General features: G+C 52.7%; 18 protein-coding genes and 2 pseudogenes. 9 read left to right on the top strand and 11 right to left on the bottom strand.

All coding sequences use genetic code 11. The features are described from left to right. Positions 1-654 precede the first annotated feature (654 nt). From rpmH to C5523_RS27150, 8 genes are all read left to right on the top strand, one after another. The gene (gene rpmH, locus C5523_RS27185; protein WP_000831330.1) at positions 655-795 is read left to right on the top strand and encodes a 50S ribosomal protein L34; all 141 of its coding nucleotides are present in this window, start codon (positions 655-657) and stop codon (positions 793-795) included. A gap of 15 nt (positions 796-810) precedes the next feature. Beyond that, positions 811-1,170: a ribonuclease P protein component gene (gene rnpA / locus C5523_RS27180; RefSeq protein WP_071195137.1), complete on the top strand. Its 360-nt coding sequence runs from the start codon at positions 811-813 to the stop codon at positions 1,168-1,170. Beyond that, positions 1,134-1,391: a membrane protein insertion efficiency factor YidD gene (gene yidD, locus C5523_RS27175; RefSeq protein ID WP_072039764.1), complete on the top strand. Its 258-nt coding sequence runs from the start codon at positions 1,134-1,136 to the stop codon at positions 1,389-1,391. Before rnpA ends, yidD begins: the two co-directional genes overlap by 37 nt. Positions 1,392-1,393: 2 nt before the next feature. Beyond that, the gene (gene yidC, locus C5523_RS27170) at positions 1,394-3,037 is read left to right on the top strand and encodes a membrane protein insertase YidC (RefSeq protein ID WP_039080024.1); all 1,644 of its coding nucleotides are present in this window, start codon (positions 1,394-1,396) and stop codon (positions 3,035-3,037) included. A 103-nt stretch (positions 3,038-3,140) separates the two neighbouring features. Then, entirely contained in the window at positions 3,141-4,505 is a 1,365-nt protein-coding gene (gene mnmE / locus C5523_RS27165) for a tRNA uridine-5-carboxymethylaminomethyl(34) synthesis GTPase MnmE (protein ID WP_108702270.1), read from the top strand. Further along, positions 4,502-5,185 (top strand): hypothetical protein, encoded by a 684-nt coding sequence (locus C5523_RS27160; protein ID WP_108702269.1) that lies wholly within the window; start codon positions 4,502-4,504, stop codon positions 5,183-5,185. Before mnmE ends, C5523_RS27160 begins: the two co-directional genes overlap by 4 nt. A gap of 161 nt (positions 5,186-5,346) precedes the next feature. Beyond that, entirely contained in the window at positions 5,347-6,093 is a 747-nt protein-coding gene (locus C5523_RS27155; protein WP_071195140.1) for a 4'-phosphopantetheinyl transferase superfamily protein, read from the top strand. Between the two features lie 20 nt (positions 6,094-6,113). After that, complete coding sequence (locus C5523_RS27150; protein ID WP_108702268.1) at positions 6,114-6,680, top strand: NADPH-dependent FMN reductase; 567 nt, start codon at positions 6,114-6,116, stop codon at positions 6,678-6,680. A gap of 92 nt (positions 6,681-6,772) precedes the next feature. Here C5523_RS27150 and C5523_RS27145 read toward each other — a convergent pair whose 3' ends face one another. Then, positions 6,773-8,110 (bottom strand): NCS2 family permease, encoded by a 1,338-nt coding sequence (locus tag C5523_RS27145; protein ID WP_039080019.1) that lies wholly within the window; start codon positions 8,108-8,110, stop codon positions 6,773-6,775. Positions 8,111-8,278: 168 nt separating this feature from the next. On the opposite strand from C5523_RS27145, the gene yieH reads away from it, so the two are divergent. Then, positions 8,279-8,944, top strand: coding sequence for a 6-phosphogluconate phosphatase (gene yieH, locus C5523_RS27140; RefSeq protein WP_039080018.1), 666 nt, complete (start codon positions 8,279-8,281; stop codon positions 8,942-8,944). A 38-nt stretch (positions 8,945-8,982) separates the two neighbouring features. Here yieH and C5523_RS27135 read toward each other — a convergent pair whose 3' ends face one another. From C5523_RS27135 to glmS, 10 genes and pseudogenes are all read right to left on the bottom strand, one after another. After that, on the bottom strand, positions 8,983-10,161 hold the full coding sequence (locus C5523_RS27135; protein WP_039080017.1) for an esterase: 1,179 nt from the start codon (positions 10,159-10,161) through the stop codon (positions 8,983-8,985). Between the two features lie 51 nt (positions 10,162-10,212). Next, positions 10,213-11,574 (bottom strand): annotated as a pseudogene (locus C5523_RS27130) (carbohydrate porin); the annotation flags it as partial. An 81-nt stretch (positions 11,575-11,655) separates the two neighbouring features. Then, positions 11,656-11,766 (bottom strand): annotated as a pseudogene (locus C5523_RS28055) (carbohydrate porin); the annotation flags it as partial. Between the two features lie 585 nt (positions 11,767-12,351). Continuing rightward, positions 12,352-13,077 carry a phosphate signaling complex protein PhoU gene (gene phoU / locus C5523_RS27125; RefSeq protein WP_039080015.1) on the bottom strand — a complete coding sequence of 242 codons (726 nt, stop codon included), beginning with the start codon at positions 13,075-13,077 and terminating at the stop codon, positions 12,352-12,354. Between the two features lie 136 nt (positions 13,078-13,213). Further along, on the bottom strand, positions 13,214-13,987 hold the full coding sequence (gene pstB / locus C5523_RS27120; RefSeq protein WP_039080014.1) for a phosphate ABC transporter ATP-binding protein PstB: 774 nt from the start codon (positions 13,985-13,987) through the stop codon (positions 13,214-13,216). A 46-nt stretch (positions 13,988-14,033) separates the two neighbouring features. Beyond that, complete coding sequence (gene pstA / locus C5523_RS27115; RefSeq protein ID WP_039080013.1) at positions 14,034-14,921, bottom strand: phosphate ABC transporter permease PstA; 888 nt, start codon at positions 14,919-14,921, stop codon at positions 14,034-14,036. Beyond that, complete coding sequence (gene pstC, locus C5523_RS27110; RefSeq protein WP_039080012.1) at positions 14,921-15,880, bottom strand: phosphate ABC transporter permease PstC; 960 nt, start codon at positions 15,878-15,880, stop codon at positions 14,921-14,923. The genes pstA and pstC overlap by 1 nt, the downstream gene beginning before the upstream one ends. A gap of 130 nt (positions 15,881-16,010) precedes the next feature. Next, the gene (gene pstS / locus C5523_RS27105) at positions 16,011-17,051 is read right to left on the bottom strand and encodes a phosphate ABC transporter substrate-binding protein PstS (RefSeq protein ID WP_039080011.1); all 1,041 of its coding nucleotides are present in this window, start codon (positions 17,049-17,051) and stop codon (positions 16,011-16,013) included. 273 nt (positions 17,052-17,324) lie between these two features. After that, positions 17,325-17,897: a hypothetical protein gene (locus C5523_RS27100; protein WP_108702267.1), complete on the bottom strand. Its 573-nt coding sequence runs from the start codon at positions 17,895-17,897 to the stop codon at positions 17,325-17,327. Positions 17,898-17,965: 68 nt separating this feature from the next. Then, on the bottom strand, positions 17,966-19,795 hold the full coding sequence (glmS, locus tag C5523_RS27095; RefSeq protein ID WP_039080009.1) for a glutamine--fructose-6-phosphate transaminase (isomerizing): 1,830 nt from the start codon (positions 19,793-19,795) through the stop codon (positions 17,966-17,968). Positions 19,796-19,956 lie beyond the last annotated feature (161 nt).

Raw genomic sequence — 19,956 nt, 5'->3', positions numbered from 1 at the left:
GGCGGACTCCACTCGAACAAAAATCGATAAATAAAAGGCAGAAACATTAATGATTGTTGACACACGTCGATCAGACCCAACGAGGGTGACGTGCGAACCGCTATCTGCGGTTTTACACGCTTCCTTCTGGCTGCATCATTGCACCGTTGAGGAAAGTGTACTTTGCCCTGTTCACGATCCACGGATCGCGATCGGGACCGCGGATCATAGCCTAAACTGCGTCAGAGATCTTCTGTTTATCACAGATTCTTCACGATTTATCCACAGGGGGATTCGGAATCGGGTAAGTGTAATCGATCCCAGGTGCAGTGCGGGACGATTTAGGCCGCATATTGGAAAATTTAATGAGTAATGCCAATTTCCTGCTTAATCGATCTAATGAAGATCCAGGCGGATCCTTGCGCTTTGCCCGCCAGGCCGTATAATCCACCACCCGGCGTGCTTTGCTCGTTTTTAGTCGTCGAGCACTGCTTATTTTTTACGCGAAACTGTGCAAAAATAAGCGTGTTATAAGGAAAGAGAATTGACTCCGGAGTGTACAATTATTACAATCCGGCCTCTTTAATCACCCATGGCTTCGGCGTCCGTCGTACGATATTCGTTCGGGTATCCAAAAAAGCCATTGAATTTATTCAAGTTTAGGTAGAAATCGCCATGAAACGCACTTTTCAACCGTCCGTACTGAAGCGCAACCGTTCTCACGGCTTCCGTGCTCGTATGGCTACTAAAAATGGTCGCCAGGTTCTGGCTCGTCGTCGCGCTAAAGGCCGCGCACGTCTGACCGTTTCCAAGTAATAAAGCTAACCCTGAGTGGTTAAGCTCGCATTTCCCAGGGAGTTACGTTTGTTAACTCCCAGTCATTTCACTTTCGTCTTCCAGCAGCCACAACGGGCTGGCACGCCGCAAATCACCATCCTCGGCCGCCTGAATTCGCTGGGGCATCCCCGTATCGGTCTTACCGTCGCTAAGAAAAACGTCAAACGCGCACATGAACGCAACCGGATTAAACGTCTGACGCGTGAAAGTTTTCGTTTGCGTCAACATGAACTTCCCGCAATGGATTTCGTGGTAGTGGCGAAAAAGGGGGTTGCTGACCTCGATAACCGTGCTCTTTCGGAAGCGTTGGAAAAATTATGGCGCCGCCATTGTCGCCTGGCACTCGGCTCCTGATAGGCCTGATTCGGGTCTATCAAATCCTGATTAGTCCGCTACTCGGGCCGCGTTGCCGTTTCAACCCGTCATGCTCTCGCTATGGAATTGAGGCATTGCGCAGGTTTGGAGTGATAAAAGGCAGTTGGTTGACAGTGAAACGCGTATTAAAATGCCACCCTTTACACCCGGGTGGAGACGACCCCGTCCCGCCAGGACCCTTTAATACCAGAGAACACTAACGATGGATTCGCAACGCAATCTTTTTGTCATCGCTTTGTTGTTCGTGTCTTTCATGATCTGGCAAGCCTGGGAGCAGGATAAAAATCCTCAGCCTCAGCAGCAGACCACGCAGACTACGACCACCGCAGCGGGTAGCGCAGCCGACCAGGGCGTACCAGCCAGTGGCCAGGGGAAACTGATTACGGTTAAAACCGACGTGCTGGAATTGACTATCAACACCCGTGGTGGTGATGTCGAGCAGGCACAGCTTTTGGGTTATCCGAAAGAGCTGGGTTCCAGCGAGCCGTTCCAGTTACTGGAAACGACCCCGCAGTTTATCTATCAGGCGCAGAGCGGTCTGACCGGTCGCGACGGCCCGGATAATCCGGCGAACGGCCCACGTCCTCTGTACAACAGCGAAAAAGATGCGTTTGTGCTGGCTGATGGCCAGAACGAACTGGCCATTCCGCTGACCTATACCGATGCTGCTGGTAACACCTTCACCAAAACCTTCACCCTGAAACGCGGTGAATATGCGGTGAACGTAGGTTACAACGTGCAGAACGCCGGCGAGAAACCGCTGGAAGTGGCTACCTTTGGTCAGTTGAAACAGTCCATCAATCTGCCGTCGCACCGCGACACCGGCAGCAGCAACTTTGCATTGCATACTTTCCGCGGCGCTGCGTACTCCACGCCGGACGCGAAGTATGAAAAATACAAATTTGACACCATCGCCGATAACGAAAACCTGAACGTCAGCGCAAAAGGCGGTTGGGTCTCCATGCTGCAGCAGTATTTCGCTACCGCATGGGTTCCGCGTAACGAAGGCACCAATAACTTCTACACGGCGAACCTGGGCAACGGTATTGCCGCTATCGGTTATAAATCTGAACCGGTTCTGGTTCAGCCGGGTCAAACCAGTACGCTGGGCAGCACTCTGTGGGTCGGCCCGGAAATTCAGGATAAAATGGCTGCCGTTGCGCCGCACCTGGATCTGACCGTGGATTACGGCTGGCTGTGGTTTATCTCTCAGCCGCTGTTCAAACTGCTGAAATGGATCCACAGCTTCCTGGGTAACTGGGGCTTCTCCATCATCGCAATTACCTTTATCGTTCGTGGCATCATGTACCCGCTGACTAAAGCGCAGTACACCTCCATGGCGAAAATGCGTATGCTGCAGCCGAAAATTGCGGCAATGCGTGAGCGTCTGGGCGATGACAAGCAGCGTCAGAGCCAGGAAATGATGGCGCTGTACAAAGCAGAGAAAGTTAACCCGCTGGGTGGTTGCTTCCCGCTGGTTATCCAGATGCCAATCTTCCTTGCGCTGTACTACATGCTGATGGGTTCCGTTGAACTGCGCCATGCGCCGTTCGCCCTGTGGATCCATGACCTGTCTGCACAAGACCCGTACTACATCCTGCCGATCCTGATGGGCGTGACGATGTTCTTCATTCAGAAGATGTCTCCGACCACCGTGGCCGACCCGATGCAGCAGAAGATCATGACCTTTATGCCGGTCATCTTCACGGTGTTCTTCCTGTGGTTCCCGTCAGGTCTGGTGCTGTACTATATCGTCAGCAACCTGGTGACCATTATTCAGCAGCAGTTGATTTACCGTGGTCTGGAGAAACGTGGGCTGCATAGCCGCGAGAAGAAAAGCTCCTGATTCGGTGAAGGCCGGGTAAGCGTAGCGCCACCCGGTAATCAGAATAGTAATGACAGGGCGGTCTCATGACCGCCCTTTTTATTGGGATTCAATGAGACATATCATGAGCCATAACGACACGATCGTCGCCCAGGCTACCCCACCGGGACGCGGTGGTGTTGGTATCCTGCGTATTTCCGGCCTCAACGCGCGTGATGTCGCGCAAGCCGTGCTGGGTAAGCTGCCAAAACCGCGCTACGCCGACTATCTGCCGTTTAGGGATGCCGACGGTACCGCGTTAGATCAGGGCATTGCGCTGTGGTTTCCAGGCCCGAATTCATTCACTGGCGAAGACGTGCTGGAACTGCAGGGCCACGGCGGCCCGGTGATACTCGATCTGCTGCTCAAACGTATTCTGACACTTCCGGGCGTACGCATTGCGAAACCGGGAGAGTTCTCCGAACGAGCATTCCTCAATGACAAACTCGATTTAGCCCAGGCGGAAGCCATTGCCGATCTGATTGACGCCAGTTCAGAACAGGCGGCACGCTCGGCGCTGAACTCACTGCAGGGGGCGTTTTCCGCACGCATTAATCACCTTGTGGAAGCACTCACTCACCTGCGTATCTACGTGGAAGCGGCCATTGATTTCCCGGATGAGGAAATCGACTTCCTGTCTGACGGCAAAATTGAAGCTCAGCTTAACAGCGTGATGGGCGATCTGGATGCTGTGCGCGCCGAAGCGCGCCAGGGCAGCCTGCTGCGCGAAGGGATGAAGGTAGTGATTGCCGGGCGTCCAAACGCCGGGAAATCGAGCCTGCTGAACGCACTGGCAGGCCGTGAGGCGGCGATCGTGACCGACATCGCCGGCACTACCCGCGACGTGCTGCGCGAGCATATCCACATTGATGGTATGCCGCTGCACATCATCGACACCGCCGGGCTGCGCGATGCCAGCGACGAAGTTGAGCGTATCGGCATTGAACGTGCCTGGCAGGAGATTGAACAGGCAGACCGCGTACTGTTTATGGTGGATGGCACTACCACCAGCGCCGTTGACCCGGCGGATATCTGGCCGGACTTTATTGCACGTCTGCCCGCCAAATTGCCCATTACCGTGGTGCGTAACAAAGCGGATGTGACCGGTGAAACGCCGGGCATCAGCGATATAAATGGTCACTCACTTATCCGCCTGTCGGCACGTACTGGCGAAGGCGTGGATGAGTTGCGTAATCATCTCAAGCAGAGCATGGGCTTTGATACCAATATGGAAGGCGGCTTCCTGGCACGTCGTCGCCATCTGCAGGCGCTCTCAGACGCCGCCAGTCACCTTGAACAGGGTAAAGCGCAGCTACTGGGTGCCTGGGCAGGCGAACTGCTGGCAGAAGAGCTGAGACTGGCACAGCAGGCATTGAGTGAGATCACCGGTGAGTTTACCTCCGACGATCTGCTGGGCCGTATTTTCTCCAGCTTCTGTATCGGTAAATGAGCCAGACGGCCGATGCCCTGTCCGCCATCTACGAAGCGACCAGTGAACGCACGCTGGTCGCCTGGCAGAAGGCGCCTGATTGCGGCGAGATCATGCAACAAGCTTATTACGACCCGCACAAACTGGCGCTGGCGAGCGGGATTCAGCCCTCCCTACCCACTGCCATCGCCTCGCTGCGCCAGCAGCTTGCGATACGGGTGAGCGATGATACGCTGGCCGATGTCATGCCCGCCGACGGCCTGCACTTTACCTTTATCCCGATCACGCTGCCGCTTTATAGCGCCGCAGAGCCGCCTGAGAATATGGCCTCTTTACTGACACTCTGGCAGCGCTGGCGGCAACATACCGTTCGCATAAATGAGCTGCGGCTGGTTGCGCTACCGGGTCAGATTTTGCTGGCTGGTATTCCTGATGAAAAAAGCCAACAGGCACGCCAGCAATTTTGCGACGCGCTACTGGCCTCCCCCTGGCGCAATCATCTGATTGACCGCCATGCGCATACCCCACTACCACCGCCATTCTGGCACACAACGCTATTACGTTATCAGGCACAATACCTGCCCCCATCATTACGGCACTTTTACCTCGCAAATCGCCAGCAACGCTACGGCAGCGTAGAAGGGACTCTGAAACTGGCTCAGGTGAATTACAACTGGACACGCGTGCTGCCGATTGAATGAATTGTGCAGGAAATATGTAGATGGGCACATATTGACTAAATTTATTGTAAATGTGGCCAGATTGGCCTTTTCATCAGCGTTTTTCCGCATTAAAACCTATGCGGTATGCGCGATAATGTTGATTATCGTTTCCTGCATCAGACCATTATCACGGAGGGAAAATGGCAACGCATTTTGCACGAGGGATCCTCTCAGAGGGATGTTTAGTTTCAACGCGGCTCTCCCAGGCCTGTCATAACAGCGCCCGGCAACTTCCTGAACACCAGCAGTCGCGCTATCTGGCTTCACGGGCACTGCTCGCTGAAATGATGTTTATGCTTTATGGCATCAGCGAACTCCCGGACATCATAATTGAATCCAGCGGACGCCCGAAATTTTCCGATCCTGGCCTGCCACATTTCTCTCTGGCATACGCCGGAAATATGGTTGGCGTGGCGATCACTACAGAAGGCGAGTGTGGTCTGGACATGGAGTTACAGCGCGCCACCCGCAGTTTTCACAGCCCCCATGCACAAAAATCCTGGCAGTTCAGCAGCAACGAACAGCTCTGGATCAACAACCAGAACGATCCCAACGAAGCACAGGCGCAGCTCTCAACCCTGAGACAAAGCGTGCTTAAGCTTCTCAATCAAATGCAGGATTCCCCCGGCATGTTGCAACTGCTACCTGGCGCCGGACGACTGCGCGTTCCCCAACTGGCTCAGGTCGAAGTTTTATGTGATGCTGAGGATGTCTTGATCTGGTCGGTTGCGGTGACGCCGGCCATCGAGAGCCTCAAGATCTGGGAGTTTGACAGCAAAAATGGGTGGCGCTTTCTGCCAGACGTGCAGACACGCGCGAACGATCCCCTCTCCCGCCTGATGCGCTTCACCAGTTTGCCAGCAGAAAAAGCCCTTATTATTAACTGACCCGATCGCAAGGAGTCATTATGTCTGCATCACTTAACGTTGTGACGTTACTGGGTAGTTTGCGTAAAGGATCGTTTAACGCGATGGTTGCGCGGACGCTACCCAAACTGGCCCCAGCGGGCATGGCAGTCTTACCTTTGCCGTCCATCGGTGACATTCCGCTGTATGACGCCGATTTGCAGCAGGAAGAGGGTTTTCCCGCCCGTATCGAAGAGATTGCACAACAGATTCGCGAAGCGGATGGTGTGGTCATTGTGACCCCGGAATATAACTATTCCGTACCCGGTGGGCTGAAAAACGCCATTGACTGGCTCTCACGTCTTCCTGAACAACCGCTGTCCGGCAAACCGGTGCTTATCCAGACCAGTTCAATGGGCGCGATTGGCGGCGCGCGTTGCCAGTATCACCTGCGGCAAATCCTGGTCTTCCTTGATGCCATGGTAATGAACAAGCCAGAATTTATGGGCGGCGTGATTCAAAGCAAAGTCGATCAGCAGACGGGAGAAGTGGTGGATCAAAGCACGCTCGATCATCTGACCGGGCAGTTGACGGCCTTTGGCGACTATATTCAGCGGGTAAAAGCGTAAGCGAAGTGCGGGCTGATGCCCTCACCCAGGCCCTCTCCCACGGGCAGAGGGAGCAAACACTAAAGCCCTTTTCTTCGAAAAGGGCTTACTGCTTATTTGGCGTCGATAAAGACGATTTTCAGCACGAAGAGCACCGCAACCACAACCACACACGGGCTGAGGTCACGCAGGCGCCCAGTGAACAGCTTCATCACACAGTAAGAGATAAAGCCAAGTGCGATCCCTTCGGTAATTGAGAAGCTGAACGGCATCATCACGGCAGTAATAAACGCCGGAACCGCTTCGGTCAGATCATCCCACTTCACGCGAGAAAGGCTGGATGTCATCAGAACGCCAACATAAATCAGCGCGCCCGCAGCAGCGTAAGCAGGAACCATTCCGGCCAGCGGCGACAGGAAGATAACCAACAGGAACAGGATGCCGACGACAACAGCAGTCAGACCTGTGCGGCCACCAACAGAGACACCGGATGAGGATTCGATATACGCGGTCACCGAAGAGGTACCGATGAACGAACCCGCCACGGAAGAGATACTGTCGACATACAGCGCCTGCTTCATGCGCGGGAATTTACCGTTCTCATCAACCAGACCCGCTTTGTCGGTCACACCAAGCAGGGTACCGGAGGAGTCAAAGAGGTTAACCAGCATAAAGGAGAAGATAACGCCTGCCAGGCCAATGTTGAACGACCCGGCCAGATCAACATTACCCACAACGCTCGCCACGCTCGGCGGCGCGGAAATAATCCCGTGATACTGCACATCGCCCATCATCCAGCCCAGCAGAGTGGTCACGACGATAGAAATCAGTACCGCAGCATGAATATTGCGGGAAGCCAGAACAGCAATAATAAAGAAGCCCAGAACACCCAGCAGGACGCTGTGAGACGTCAGGTTACCAATGGCCACCAGCGTATCTTTGTTCGGCACAATCACACCGGCGTTTTTCAGGCCCATCATACCGATAAACAGACCAATACCGCTGGTGATGCCCACACGCAGGCTCACCGGGATATTGGCAATCATCCAGTAACGAACGCGGAAAATAGTCAGCAACAGCAGACCTACCGCACCCCAGAAAATCGCGCCCATCCCAATTTGCCAGGAGAGCCCCATCGCGCCCACCACCACAAACGCGAAGAAGGCATTCAGGCCCATCGCGGGTGCCAGTGCAACCGGCAGGTTAGCAAACAGACCCATCAGGATACTGCCGAACGCGGCAATCAGACAGGTGGTGACGAAGACCGCACTGGTGTCCATCCCGGCGACACCCAAAATCTGCGGGTTAACAAAAACGATGTAGACCATCGTCAAAAACGTGGTGAAACCGGCGATCACTTCGGTGCGTGCCGACGTGCCATGTTCACGCAGTTTAAACACGCGCTCAAGCAACCCTTGGCTCGACGCCTGGGTAGTGTGTTGTTGGCTCATTATCAATTTCCGAACAAGGAGGGAAAATTCGTCGCTATCCTATACCAAAATGAGACAATGTTGACGGTTATCACACACTTTTTTTCATTGAATTTGCTTATACGGCAACGATTGCGTGGGGTAATCTGCCTTAAGTAAACGATAAACTTGCAATATACAGGAAACGGCATGTCCCAAATTGAAGCAGTATTTTTCGACTGTGACGGCACCCTGGTAGACAGTGAAGTCATCTGTTCGCGCGCATATGTGCATATGTTTAAAGAATTTGGCATCACGCTCGATCTTGAAGAGGTGTTCAAACGTTTCAAAGGTATGAAACTCTACGAGATAATCGAGGTGACAGGCGAAGAACACGGCGTGACGCTGGACAAAACCAAACTGGAGCCAGTATTTCGCAGCGAAGTGGCGCGGCTGTTTGATTCCGAGCTGGAAATCATTCCGGGGGCGAAAGAGCTGCTTGATGCAGTCACCGTGCCTGTCTGTGTGGTCTCTAACGGCCCGGTAAGCAAAATGGAGCATTCACTTGGCAAAACCGGTCTTCTGCACCATTTCCCGAATCTGCTGTTCAGCGGCTACGATATTCAACGCTGGAAGCCCGACCCGGAACTGATGTTCCATGCGGCAAAAGCGCTGAATGTGAATACAACGCGCTGCATTCTGATTGATGATTCGGTGGCGGGCGCACAGTCGGGTATTGCTGCAGGCATGGAAGTCTTTTATTTCTGTGCCGATCCGCATAACAAACCGATCGACCATCCGCAGGTGACCACGTTCACCGAGCTGTCGCAGCTCCCGGCATTGTGGAAAGCGCGCGGCTGGAACATTACGCGCTAACGGTAAACGCCTCTCCCTAACAGGAGAGGCGTAATGCATCACTTAAACAGTTTCTGGACAAACTCGGCATACGCCGGACGCCAGACATCCATTTCGTGGTTCAGGCCCGGGTACATCTTGTAGTCGAATTTAATGCCTTGCTTCTCAAGATCGCTTTTCAGACCGGCAATGTCTTTGCCCGTGACGGAATCTTTTTCACCGACCACCACCGTGAAGTTATGCAGTTGCTTGTTGATCTCCTGAGGCTTGTTAAGCTGAGCGGTAACACCCGCATCCGGAACGGTTGTGGTCGTTACGCCACTCAAGGTTGCCAGCCAGCCAAAGCTATCAAGATGGTTCATCCCTGAGACCAGCGCCTGATAACCGCCCTGCGATAACCCGGCCAGCGCGCGCCCGCTTGCATCTTTGCGCACGTTAAACCGCGCATCGACCATCGGGATGATGTCATGCATCAGTTCGCGATCGGCCGCTTTAGCATTCAGCGGATAGAAAGTTTTGCGACGCTCTTTCGGCGGATAGTTTTCCGCAATCGCCTGCGCGATGTCGGTTTCCGTATCCGGCACGACCACCAGCATTGGTTTGATTTTGCCTTCGGCCAGCAGGTTGTCCATGATCTGCGGCAGGCGCCCCTGATCGATAGCCGAGAGACCGGTATCACCAAAACCATGATAGAAATAGAGGACCGGCAGCGGCTCACCTTTGCCGTTATAGCCTGGCGGTGTCCAGATATAGACGCGACGCTCTGAGCTCAACGCTTTCGAGTGATAAGTCACCGTCAAGAGATCGCCATGCGGTACGGCGCGATCGTCGAGAATACTTCCCGGAACCAGGATCAGGCTGGTGTTAACCTGACGCTGCGGTTTCTGAAAACGGCTTCCCGTGTCTACCGAACGAAAACCATCCACATCAAAGTAATATTCGTACAGATTCGGCGCCAGAGATTCGCTTTTCCAGGACCAGACGCCGCTCTCATCTTTGCTCATATCATGGGAGACAAAGCTGTCCGGGGTGGAACCGGTAACCACCGACACCCGTTTTGCTGCTGGCGCAAACAGGCGAAAGGTAATGCTTTTATCGGCATTCACCTGAGTCACATACTGGCTGACCGGCACCGACAAATCCGGGGTTGCCGGAAAAGGGGCCGCAATGGCGGGAATAGCCGCGCTGCCAAGCAGTGCGGTGATGGCGAGTGTCAGACAGGCGATGTTTCTTTTCATATCAAATCCCTCGTATTTTTTTGTCGTTCATGCAGAGTTATTAAGCGGGCATTACCACCAGACCTCAGCCTGAACGCCTGCGGCAAACTGGTTATTTTTCTCATCAGCGAAGCTGAAATTATCCAGTTCGTTATCCAGCGCATGGATGTAGGTACCATAAAAACGAATTTCCGGGCGGGATGTCAGCATACTGGTGTTGACCTTAAGCGTATGGTAAAGCGTGGTTTTATACCCTGCCTCTTTGAACTTCGCGCCGTATTGATTTTTGTTCTGCTGGTTGAAATACGCCAGTTCTACGCCCGTCTGGTTGTATTTGTCCCAGATATACGCCGGACGTACCACCGCACGATAGCTGGTGAAGTCACTGTGAGCGCCAGTCTCATAGCTATAGACATCTTCGCCTCGTGAATAGACCAGCGCATTGGCCACGATCACATAGTCACGCAAATAGGTTTCGCCCTGCGAGACCAGACGAATCGCCGTACCGTTGGTGTGATCGCCATAGTAACGACCATTGAACGCGATGTACGGGCTGGAACCGCTGTAACGGGCAAAGCTGCTTGCCAGTGAGTTATTGGCCATCAGGAAGCTAAATTCGTTATAACCGCCGTTTTTAAATTTCTGCGTTAACGCCGTGCCAAACATCCAGGTGTCTTTCCATTTGTAATACCCGTTGTCGTTCACGTTCTCTTTCTGCGTATCCGTCGAGTTCGCCATCGCGTAACGACCATTGACCATCAGTTCTGCTTTATCCCACAACGGAATGGCTTTATAGCGGACATCAACGGTGTTGGTGTTAAGTTTCTGTGAGTGGCTTAGTGAGCGGTCGTATTGATCAATATCTTCACGCAGCAGCGCGATATCAAGCTTACCGCTGCCAAGCTTCATGTTTTCAATCCCAACGCCGCCGGAGGCATCAGTACGCTGCGTTTTCCAGTCGAGCATCTGTACTTCATATTTGGGAAGCTGGTGCTTACCCACCCACATATCCGCTTCCGGGGCGAATGGCAGGAAACCGGTGGTGGTCAGGTAGATATCAGAGAACTGCAGGTAGTTTTCATTGGTGCTGTTGTCGCCAAACCAGCCAGCAGAATAGGACTGCCCAACGTTACCATCGAGCATGACGACAGCTTTCGCGCTCTTACCATTTTCGTTATAGACACGCTGGGAGAACTGCAAATCAAACCAACTGGTGTATTCGTTGCCAAAACGCCCCAACGAGCCGATAGCCCAGGATTTGGGCGATCCGTTCGTGGTGGTCGCCCATCCCGAGCGGAAATAACCGTTGTAACTAAAGCCAATTTCGTCTTTGACGAACTTACTGAGATCTTTCATCGACATGGATGAAACATCTTCAGTTTTAGACGGCTGAGCACCCGGCGCTGGCGCTGTCTGAACCAGCACAGCAGCAGGGGCCGGTGTCATTTTCGCTGTACTTGCCGTCGCAGATGCGGGCGCAGGCGCAGAAGCGGTCTGCGAAAAGTAAACCGCCTGCTTATTCTTCTCTTCATCCTTGTAGCGCTGTAATTCCTTTTTTGTTTCGCTGAGATCTTTCTCCAGCGCCGCAAGGCGCTGTTCGATGGTCATATTTCCGGTTGCGGCCATCGCAGGGGTAACTGAGTATAAAAATGATGATGCCAGAATTAAGGGTATTGTTTTTTTCATGGTTTCCATCCAACCATTTTTTGGATAAAAAAAAACCTGAACCCACCCGAGATGAATCGGGTGTGAGTTCAGGTTTTGCCTGTCGAAAGCAGTAACAATCCTGTACTGGACACATCTTTGCGGCTGGCTGTTTTTTACTCAGCCCTAAAAACAAAAAACCTGGCACCTCCAGAAGGGAGATGTCAGGTTTAGCCCGCAAAGCGGTAGCAATCCAGTTTCAGCCCACAACATAGCGATTTTTAACCCACCGGCAATGCGCAAAATAATAAACTGTGATTTACCACGGGTTTTTAGTTCACCATTTCAGCAGCGGTACATTTTTATGGGCCAGATTCCGGTACCGGCCTGATACAGAACGTCGTTAATTTATTCCAGAATCAGAACTGTGGGTTTTCAGGAGAAAGAAATGGGAAGGCTTGTTGGGGTTATAAATAAACAGTGCGTTACATCTGACACTCTCCTGCAAATCAGCAAAAAAACGCCAGCAGATATGTCGCTGGCGTTTTTATTTGCTGAGCGCGGAAATCACTCTTTCGGGTCTTTTCCGGCGAGCAGTTTATCCAGTTCATCACCGCCAACATGACGGAAATCCTGGCCTTTAACAAAATAGAAAATGTATTCGCAAATATTCTGGCAACGGTCGCCGATACGCTCAATGGAACGGGCGCAGAATAGCGCGGTTAACACGCTTGGAATGGTGCGCGGATCTTCCATCATGTAGGTCATCAGTTGGCGTACGATACCTTCATATTCCTGATCCACTTTCTTGTCTTCACGGTAGATACGTACCGCTTCGTCAATATCCATACGCGCGAAAGCATCCAGTACGTCGTGCAGCATCTGCACGGTATGGCGGCCCAAAGATTCCAGGCTTACCAGCAGCGGCTGGTGCTGCGAGGAGAATTTCTCAAGCGCTGTGCGGCAGATTTTATCGGCAACATCGCCAATACGTTCCAGCTCAGCGATCGTTTTGATAATCGCCATCACCAGACGCAGGTCGCTGGCGGTCGGCTGGCGCTTGGCAATAATACGCACACAGGCTTCGTCGATAGCGACTTCCATCATGTTCACCTGCTTATCACCCTCAACAACGCGCTGAGCCAGCTCGCTGTCCTGGTTATGCATCGCAGTGATCGCGTCAGAAAGTTGTTGCTCTACCATCCCACCCATGGTCATCACCTGAGTGCGGATACTTTCCAGCTCGGCGTTAAACTGGCCGGAAATATGTTTGTTAAGATTGAGGTTGTCCATGGTGTCTCCTGATGCCCAACTATTTTTGGGCTATAACAAGGCGGCAACTGAGCGAATCCCCGGGGCGCATCATATGGCACGACCGGGGTGAACAAAGGCAGCCAACACAGTTAGAGCCTGAAAGCAGTATGGCAAATCAACCGTAGCGGCCAGTAATATAATCTTCGGTTTGCTTTTTCTTCGGCTTGGTGAACAGATCATCCGTGTTGCTGAACTCAATCAATTCGCCGAGATACATAAACGCCGTGTGATCGGAACAACGCGCAGCCTGCTGCATGTTGTGGGTCACGATGACGACGGTGTAATCCTGCTTCAACTCGGTGATCAATTCTTCGATACGACCAGTCGAAATGGGGTCGAGCGCCGAGCAAGGTTCATCCAGCAGTAAGACTTCCGGACGGATCGCAATCCCACGGGCGATACACAGACGCTGCTGCTGACCACCGGAAAGAGAGTACCCGCTCTGGTGCAATTTATCCTTGGTTTCATTCCATAATGCGGCCTTGGTCAAGGCCCACTGCACACGTTCGTCCATATCGGCACGAGACAGCTTTTCAAACAGACGCACACCGAAGGCGATGTTGTCGTAAATCGACATCGGGAACGGCGTTGGCTTCTGGAAAACCATCCCAACTTTTGCGCGCAGCAGGGCGATATCCTGGGTATTGGTGAGGATGTTATCCCCATCCAGCAGGATTTCGCCTTCTGCGCGTTGCTCCGGGTACAGTTCAAACATTTTATTGAATGTACGCAGCAGCGTGGACTTACCGCAGCCTGACGGCCCGATAAACGCCGTTACCTGGTTTTTAGCAATGTCCAGGCTGATGTTTTTCAGGGCATGGAATTTGCCGTAATAGAAGTTCAAATCGCGAACCTGAATTTTGCCCGGCGTTGTATCAACCATACTCATTTATCTCTTTCCTCACTCGGCACCGCGTTTCACCGCGCCGCAAAAATTAGTGTTTCTTCGCCGCGAAAATGACACGCGCCAGAATGTTCAGTAGCAGCACACACAGCGTAATAATCAGAACACCGGCCCAGGCCAGTTGCTGCCATTCAGCAAACGGGCTCATCGCAAACTTAAAGATGGTGACCGGCAAGTTTGCAATCGGCCTCATCATGTCCGTGCTCCAGAACTGGTTCGACAACGCGGTAAACAGCAGCGGTGCGGTTTCACCCGCGATACGCGCAACCGCCAGCAGCACGCCGGTCATGATCCCGGAGACAGAAGCTTTCACGGTAATGGCGGAAATCATCTTCCACTTCGGCGTCCCCAGCGCGTATGCCGCTTCACGCAGGCTATCCGGCACCAGTTTCAGCATGTTCTCTGTGGTACGAATCACGATGGGCACCTGCAGCAGCGCCAGCGCAATCACGCCAGCCCAGCCAGAGAAGTGTTGCATCTGCGCCACCACAATGGTGTAAACGAACAGGCCAACAACAATAGACGGTGCGGAAAGCAGAATATCGTTAATAAAACGGATAATTTCGGCCAGAATCGATTTACGCCCGTACTCAGCCAGGTAGATCCCGGCCATGATACCCAGCGGCGTACCGACAGCGGTCGCCCAGAAGATGAGCAGCGCACTCCCCGCCAGCGCATTCGCCAGCCCACCACCCGCCGTGTTCGGCGGCGGCGTCATTTCGGTAAAGAGCGCCAGTGACATCCCATCAAAACCACGACTAATGGTCGACAGGAGGATCCAGACCAGCCAGAACAGACCAAACGCCATGGTCGCCATCGAGAGCGTCAGGGCGATACGGTTTTTGGTACGGCGCTTCGCCTGCATCTTGCGACGGGATTCAGCCAGCTCTGCGGTGGTTTGCATTTCAAGCGTAGCCATTAGCGGGCCCCCTCATTTTTCGCCAGACGCATGATCATGAACTTAGAAATCGCCAGCACAATAAAGGTAATGACGAAGAGGATCAGACCCAGCTCCATCAAGGCTGCAACGTGCAGACCGGATTCCGCTTCGGCGAATTCGTTCGCCAGCGCGGAGGTAATACTGTTACCCGGCATATAGAGTGATGCGCTGTCGAGCTGGTAGGTGTTACCGATGATAAAGGTCACCGCCATGGTTTCGCCCAGGGCACGACCCAACCCCAACATAATGCCGCCGATAACACCATTTTTGGTGAACGGCAGAACAATACGCCAGATAACTTCCCAGGTGGTGCAGCCGATGCCGTAGGCCGACTCTTTCATCATCACCGGGGTTTGCTCGAATACATCGCGCATAACGGCGGCAATGTACGGAATGATCATAATGGCGAGGATAACCCCCGCGGCCAGGATACCAATACCAAATGCCGGGCCAGAGAAGAGGGCGCCAACAAACGGGATAGCGGACATAACGTTGCCGACCGGTTCCTGGAAATATTTGGCAAACAGCGGGGCGAAAATAAACAGACCCCACATGCCGTAAACGATACTGGGAATCGCCGCCAGCAGTTCAATCGCGATCCCAAGAGGACGTTTCAGCCAGCCAGGCGCCAGCTCCGTCAGGAAGAGGGCGATACCAAAACTTACCGGGACAGCGATCAGTAGCGCGATAAAAGACGTTACCAGCGTGCCGTAAATCGGAACCAGAGCACCAAAGGTCTCATTCGGCGCATCCCACTCTTTGTTCCATAAGAAGGAAAAACCAAATTTCTGGATACTCGGCCAGGAGGAGAAAATCAGAGACACGATAATGCCGCCGAGCAGCAATAGCACAATCAGCGCAGCCAGTTTTACCAGCGCGCTGAAAATCATGTCACCTTTTTTACCCGGGGGGCTAAAAGCCGGCTTGGTTGCAGCCATAAATCACTCTTTAAGTTTGGGCCAGGAAGCGCGCATTTTATCGTGCTTCCTGGCTAACGTAATGCCATACCCTAACTAATTCGAGTTGCAGCCAACACCAACACTGCTACGGCTCGAAGTATGGCGGGTATTAGTACAGCGCTTTACCGCTGCTGTCTTTCACGTTGGTTTTCCATGCAGCGCGAATCTGTGCAACAACGCTCTCAGGCAGGGTAGCGTAGTCCAGGTCATTAGCCTGTTTGCCACCGTTTTTGTATGCCCAGTCGAAGAATTTCAGCACTTCTGCGCCCTGCTCAGGATTTTTCTGCTCTTTGTGAACCAGGATGAAGGTGGTGGACGTAATCGGCCATACATCGGCACCTTTCTGGTTGGTCAGGTCCTGCGCGAAGGATTTGCTCCAGTCGATGTTTTTCGTCGCATTGGAGAAGTTTGCTTCGGTCGGGCTAACCGGTTTGCCATCAGCAGACAGCAGCTTGGTGTAGGTCAGGTTATTCTGCTTAGCGTAAGCATATTCAACATAACCAATGGAGCCCGGCAGACGCTGTACGAATGCAGCGATACCGTCGTTACCTTTACCGCCCAGACCGGTCGGCCAGTTAACAGTAGAGCCAGCGCCTACAGACGATTTCCACTCTTCGTTAACTTTCGCCAGGTAGCTGGTAAATACGAAAGATGTACCAGAACCATCAGCGCGACGTACGACAGCGATATTCTGAGAAGGCAGTTTTTTGCCCGGGTTCAGCTTAGCAATTGCCGCATCATCCCATTTTTTGATTTTGCCCAGGTAGATATCGCCCAGCGTTTTGCCATCCAGCACCAGCTCGCCAGATTTGAAACCTTCCAGGTTAACAGCCAGGACAACACCACCGATTACGGTCGGGAACTGGAACAGGCCTTCCTGAGCCAGTTTGTCGTCAGCCAGCGGAGCATCAGAAGCGCCGAAGTCAACGGTGTTTGCAGTGATCTGTTTTACGCCACCAGAAGAACCGATACCCTGGTAGTTAACCTTATTACCCGTTTCTTTCTGGTAAGTATCGGCCCATTTGGCATACACCGGCGCTGGGAAAGTTGCACCCGCACCTGTCAGGCTTGCAGCGGCGTTAACTGCAAATGCACTCAGTGAAAAGGTCGCGGCGACAACAGTTGCGACAGTGGTACGCATAACGTTCATAATGTCTCCTGCAAGGATCGTAAATCGTTGTTTAAGTGGCTACGACGAGCAAAATAGGACACTTTGATGACAGTTATATGCAATGATTGTTACTGTTTGATGACAATGACGGCTTTCACATAGATTAACCCTATCTTGTATGATTTATCAGCAAGATAACGTTATTAATGACAGTGAGATGTCAGCAAGATTTTAGTTTTATGACACTAAAAAAGTAGTAGATGCCAACCAGATGTCCCAGCAAAAAGCGACAAAAAGTAGCCTTAGATCAATTCATTTTCGCCTGGGTTGCGTCAATGCCTGACGTCGATACTGGGCTATTCTGAGTGACGCACGCCACTGTACTAGTTTCGTCAGTTCTGGCCCGTTCATGACCTGCCGCGTCAGCCATAAGAGAAGCAAACTCCCGGCCCAACACCCGACACTTAGCCATGAGAAAGAGGCGAACAACAGCCATCCTGCCACCAATAGATTACAAACACATAACGCCGACCAGACGGCTAAAAATAATCTCAGGGATAATGTTCTTCCTTTCTCTGCTCCTGATAACGCCACCACAAGCAGAATGAAGATAACAAGACCTGCAATAACGCCCCAACCGCCGGTAACGGTTCTGAACGCAATGGCAAGACCGGCAAAGCTCAACAGCAACGTATAAAACAACACCAATATGCTGGCGAAATATGTCGTCCCACGGATGTAGTAAGCCTTCGGCATTTCCTGAAAAGCCTCCGCCAGCGCTTTTAATTGCGCCAGTTTACGGCCCGATATTCCCATGTCTACCTTGTCGCAGTAGTCGATGAGCGCCAAAACTTTAAGCCCGATAATGCGTTTCAACAGATTCATCATCATCCTGAAAAAAAAGAGGCTGCCACCAGGCAACCTCTTTTATGCGTTATGACGTGGTTACGCCTTTATTCCACAGTGACTGATTTTGCCAGATTACGCGGCTGATCCACGTCGGTGCCTTTAATCAGCGCCACGTGATAGGCCAGCAATTGCAACGGAACAGTGTAGAAGATAGGAGCGATAACTTCATCAACGTGAGGCATATCAATGATATGCATAGTGTCGCTGCCTACAAACCCCGCATCCTGGTCGGCAAAGACATACAGTACACCGCCGCGCGCGCGAACCTCTTCAATGTTGGATTTCAATTTTTCCAACAGTTCATTGTTCGGCGCAATAACGATAACCGGCATATCATCGTCAATCAGGGCCAGTGGGCCGTGTTTCAGTTCACCGGCGGCATAGGCCTCAGCATGGATATAAGAAATCTCTTTGAGCTTAAGCGCGCCTTCCAGGGCAATCGGGTATTGATCGCCACGCCCCAGGAACAACGCATGATGCTTGTCAGAGAAGTCCTCGGCCAGTTGCGCGATACGTTTATCCTGAGACAGCATCTGTTCAATGCGGCTCGGCAGCGTCTGCAGGCCATGAACAATGCTATGTTCGATTGAGGCATCCAACCCTTTCAGACGGCTCAGTTTCGCCACCAGCATCAACAGTACCGTTAGCTGAGTCGTGAAGGCTTTGGTGGACGCCACGCCAATTTCCGTACCCGCATTCGTCATGATGGCCAGATCGGATTCACGTACCAGCGAGGAGCCAGGAACGTTACAGATAGCCAGCGAGCCCAGATAGCCCAGCTCTTTAGACAAACGCAGCCCCGCCAGGGTATCTGCCGTTTCGCCAGACTGAGAGAGTGTAATCATCAGACTATTGCGACGCACGGCAGATTTGCGGTAACGGAATTCGGAGGCGATTTCCACATCACAGGGTACACCGGCCAGCGATTCAAACCAGTAACGAGAAACCATGCCGGAGTTGTATGAGGTACCGCAGGCAATGATCTGAATATGCTCAACCTTGCTCAGCAAATCATTCGCATGGGAGCCCAGCTCGCTTAAATCCACTTCACCGTGGCTGATACGCCCGGTCAGGGTGTTTTTAATCGCATTCGGCTGCTCATAGATCTCTTTCTGCATATAGTGACGGTAAGCGCCTTTGTCGCCTGCGTCATATTGCAGATTGGATTCAATCTCCTGGCGCTTAACCAGCTCGCCCGTTTTATCAAATACCGTCACGCTGCGACGCGTTACCTCAGCGATATCCCCCTCTTCAAGGAAGATAAAGCGACGGGTTACCGGCAACAGAGCCAGTTGATCGGACGCGATAAAGTTTTCACCCATGCCCAGACCGATAACCATCGGGCTACCAGAACGAGCTGCCAGCAGTGTACTCGGATCGCGGGAATCCATGATAACCGTGCCGTACGCGCCACGCAGTTGCGGGATAGTACGCAGCACAGCATCACGCAGCGTACCGCCTTTCGCCAGCTCCCAGTGCACTAAGTGAGCAATCACTTCTGTATCGGTCTCAGACACAAAAGTGTAGCCACGCGCTTTCAGTTCTTCGCGCAGCGGTTCGTGGTTTTCGATAATGCCGTTGTGTACTACGACGATGTGTTCAGACACATGCGGGTGTGCGTTGCCTTCTGAAGGTTCCCCGTGGGTCGCCCAACGGGTGTGAGCAATACCGGTACCACCGTGTAACGGATGCTCTTCCGCAGCCTGAGCCAGCATCTGTACTTTACCGAGACGACGCAGACGGGTCATATGACCTTCTGCATCAACCACTGCCAGACCGGCAGAGTCATAACCACGGTATTCCAGACGACGTAAGCCTTCCAGAAGGATTTCAGCAATATCACGCTGCGCAACTGCGCCAACAATTCCACACATAGTTAGATTTCCTGATTATGGCATTGTGCCATGCGTTGTCGCTGACCTGTTTGCCCTTTACGGGCGCCCCGAGCCTTGTAGAGAGTGGGGTTATTTTTATAGTACTGCTTGTCGGGCGGGGGATTATGTTATCCCCTCATCCCTGGTTGCCGGATTACTCC

It is taken from the genome of Phytobacter sp. SCO41 (assembly GCF_003073275.1).
GTDB classification, from domain to species: Bacteria; Pseudomonadota; Gammaproteobacteria; order Enterobacterales; family Enterobacteriaceae; genus Phytobacter; species Phytobacter diazotrophicus.
The sequence above is the reverse complement of the archived record's forward strand: the minus strand, read 5'-3'. Positions and strand labels throughout refer to the sequence as shown.

What these genes read in the sequence shown, in the direction of transcription:
- rpmH (WP_000831330.1), top strand. Translation starts at nt 655, where the DNA reads ATGAAACGCACTTTTCAACCGTCCGTACTGAAGCGCAACCGTTCTCAC.
- yidD (WP_072039764.1), top strand. Translation starts at nt 1,134, where the DNA reads ATGGCGCCGCCATTGTCGCCTGGCACTCGGCTCCTGATAGGCCTGATT.
- yidC (WP_039080024.1), top strand. Translation starts at nt 1,394, where the DNA reads ATGGATTCGCAACGCAATCTTTTTGTCATCGCTTTGTTGTTCGTGTCT.
- mnmE (WP_108702270.1), top strand. Translation starts at nt 3,141, where the DNA reads ATGAGCCATAACGACACGATCGTCGCCCAGGCTACCCCACCGGGACGC.
- C5523_RS27160 (WP_108702269.1), top strand. Translation starts at nt 4,502, where the DNA reads ATGAGCCAGACGGCCGATGCCCTGTCCGCCATCTACGAAGCGACCAGT.
- C5523_RS27155 (WP_071195140.1), top strand. Translation starts at nt 5,347, where the DNA reads ATGGCAACGCATTTTGCACGAGGGATCCTCTCAGAGGGATGTTTAGTT.
- C5523_RS27150 (WP_108702268.1), top strand. Translation starts at nt 6,114, where the DNA reads ATGTCTGCATCACTTAACGTTGTGACGTTACTGGGTAGTTTGCGTAAA.
- C5523_RS27145 (WP_039080019.1), bottom strand. Translation starts at nt 8,110, where the DNA reads ATGAGCCAACAACACACTACCCAGGCGTCGAGCCAAGGGTTGCTTGAG.
- yieH (WP_039080018.1), top strand. Translation starts at nt 8,279, where the DNA reads ATGTCCCAAATTGAAGCAGTATTTTTCGACTGTGACGGCACCCTGGTA.
- C5523_RS27135 (WP_039080017.1), bottom strand. Translation starts at nt 10,161, where the DNA reads ATGAAAAGAAACATCGCCTGTCTGACACTCGCCATCACCGCACTGCTT.
- phoU (WP_039080015.1), bottom strand. Translation starts at nt 13,077, where the DNA reads ATGGACAACCTCAATCTTAACAAACATATTTCCGGCCAGTTTAACGCC.
- pstB (WP_039080014.1), bottom strand. Translation starts at nt 13,987, where the DNA reads ATGAGTATGGTTGATACAACGCCGGGCAAAATTCAGGTTCGCGATTTG.
- pstA (WP_039080013.1), bottom strand. Translation starts at nt 14,921, where the DNA reads ATGGCTACGCTTGAAATGCAAACCACCGCAGAGCTGGCTGAATCCCGT.
- pstC (WP_039080012.1), bottom strand. Translation starts at nt 15,880, where the DNA reads ATGGCTGCAACCAAGCCGGCTTTTAGCCCCCCGGGTAAAAAAGGTGAC.
- pstS (WP_039080011.1), bottom strand. Translation starts at nt 17,051, where the DNA reads ATGAACGTTATGCGTACCACTGTCGCAACTGTTGTCGCCGCGACCTTT.
- C5523_RS27100 (WP_108702267.1), bottom strand. Translation starts at nt 17,897, where the DNA reads ATGAATCTGTTGAAACGCATTATCGGGCTTAAAGTTTTGGCGCTCATC.
- glmS (WP_039080009.1), bottom strand. Translation starts at nt 19,795, where the DNA reads ATGTGTGGAATTGTTGGCGCAGTTGCGCAGCGTGATATTGCTGAAATC.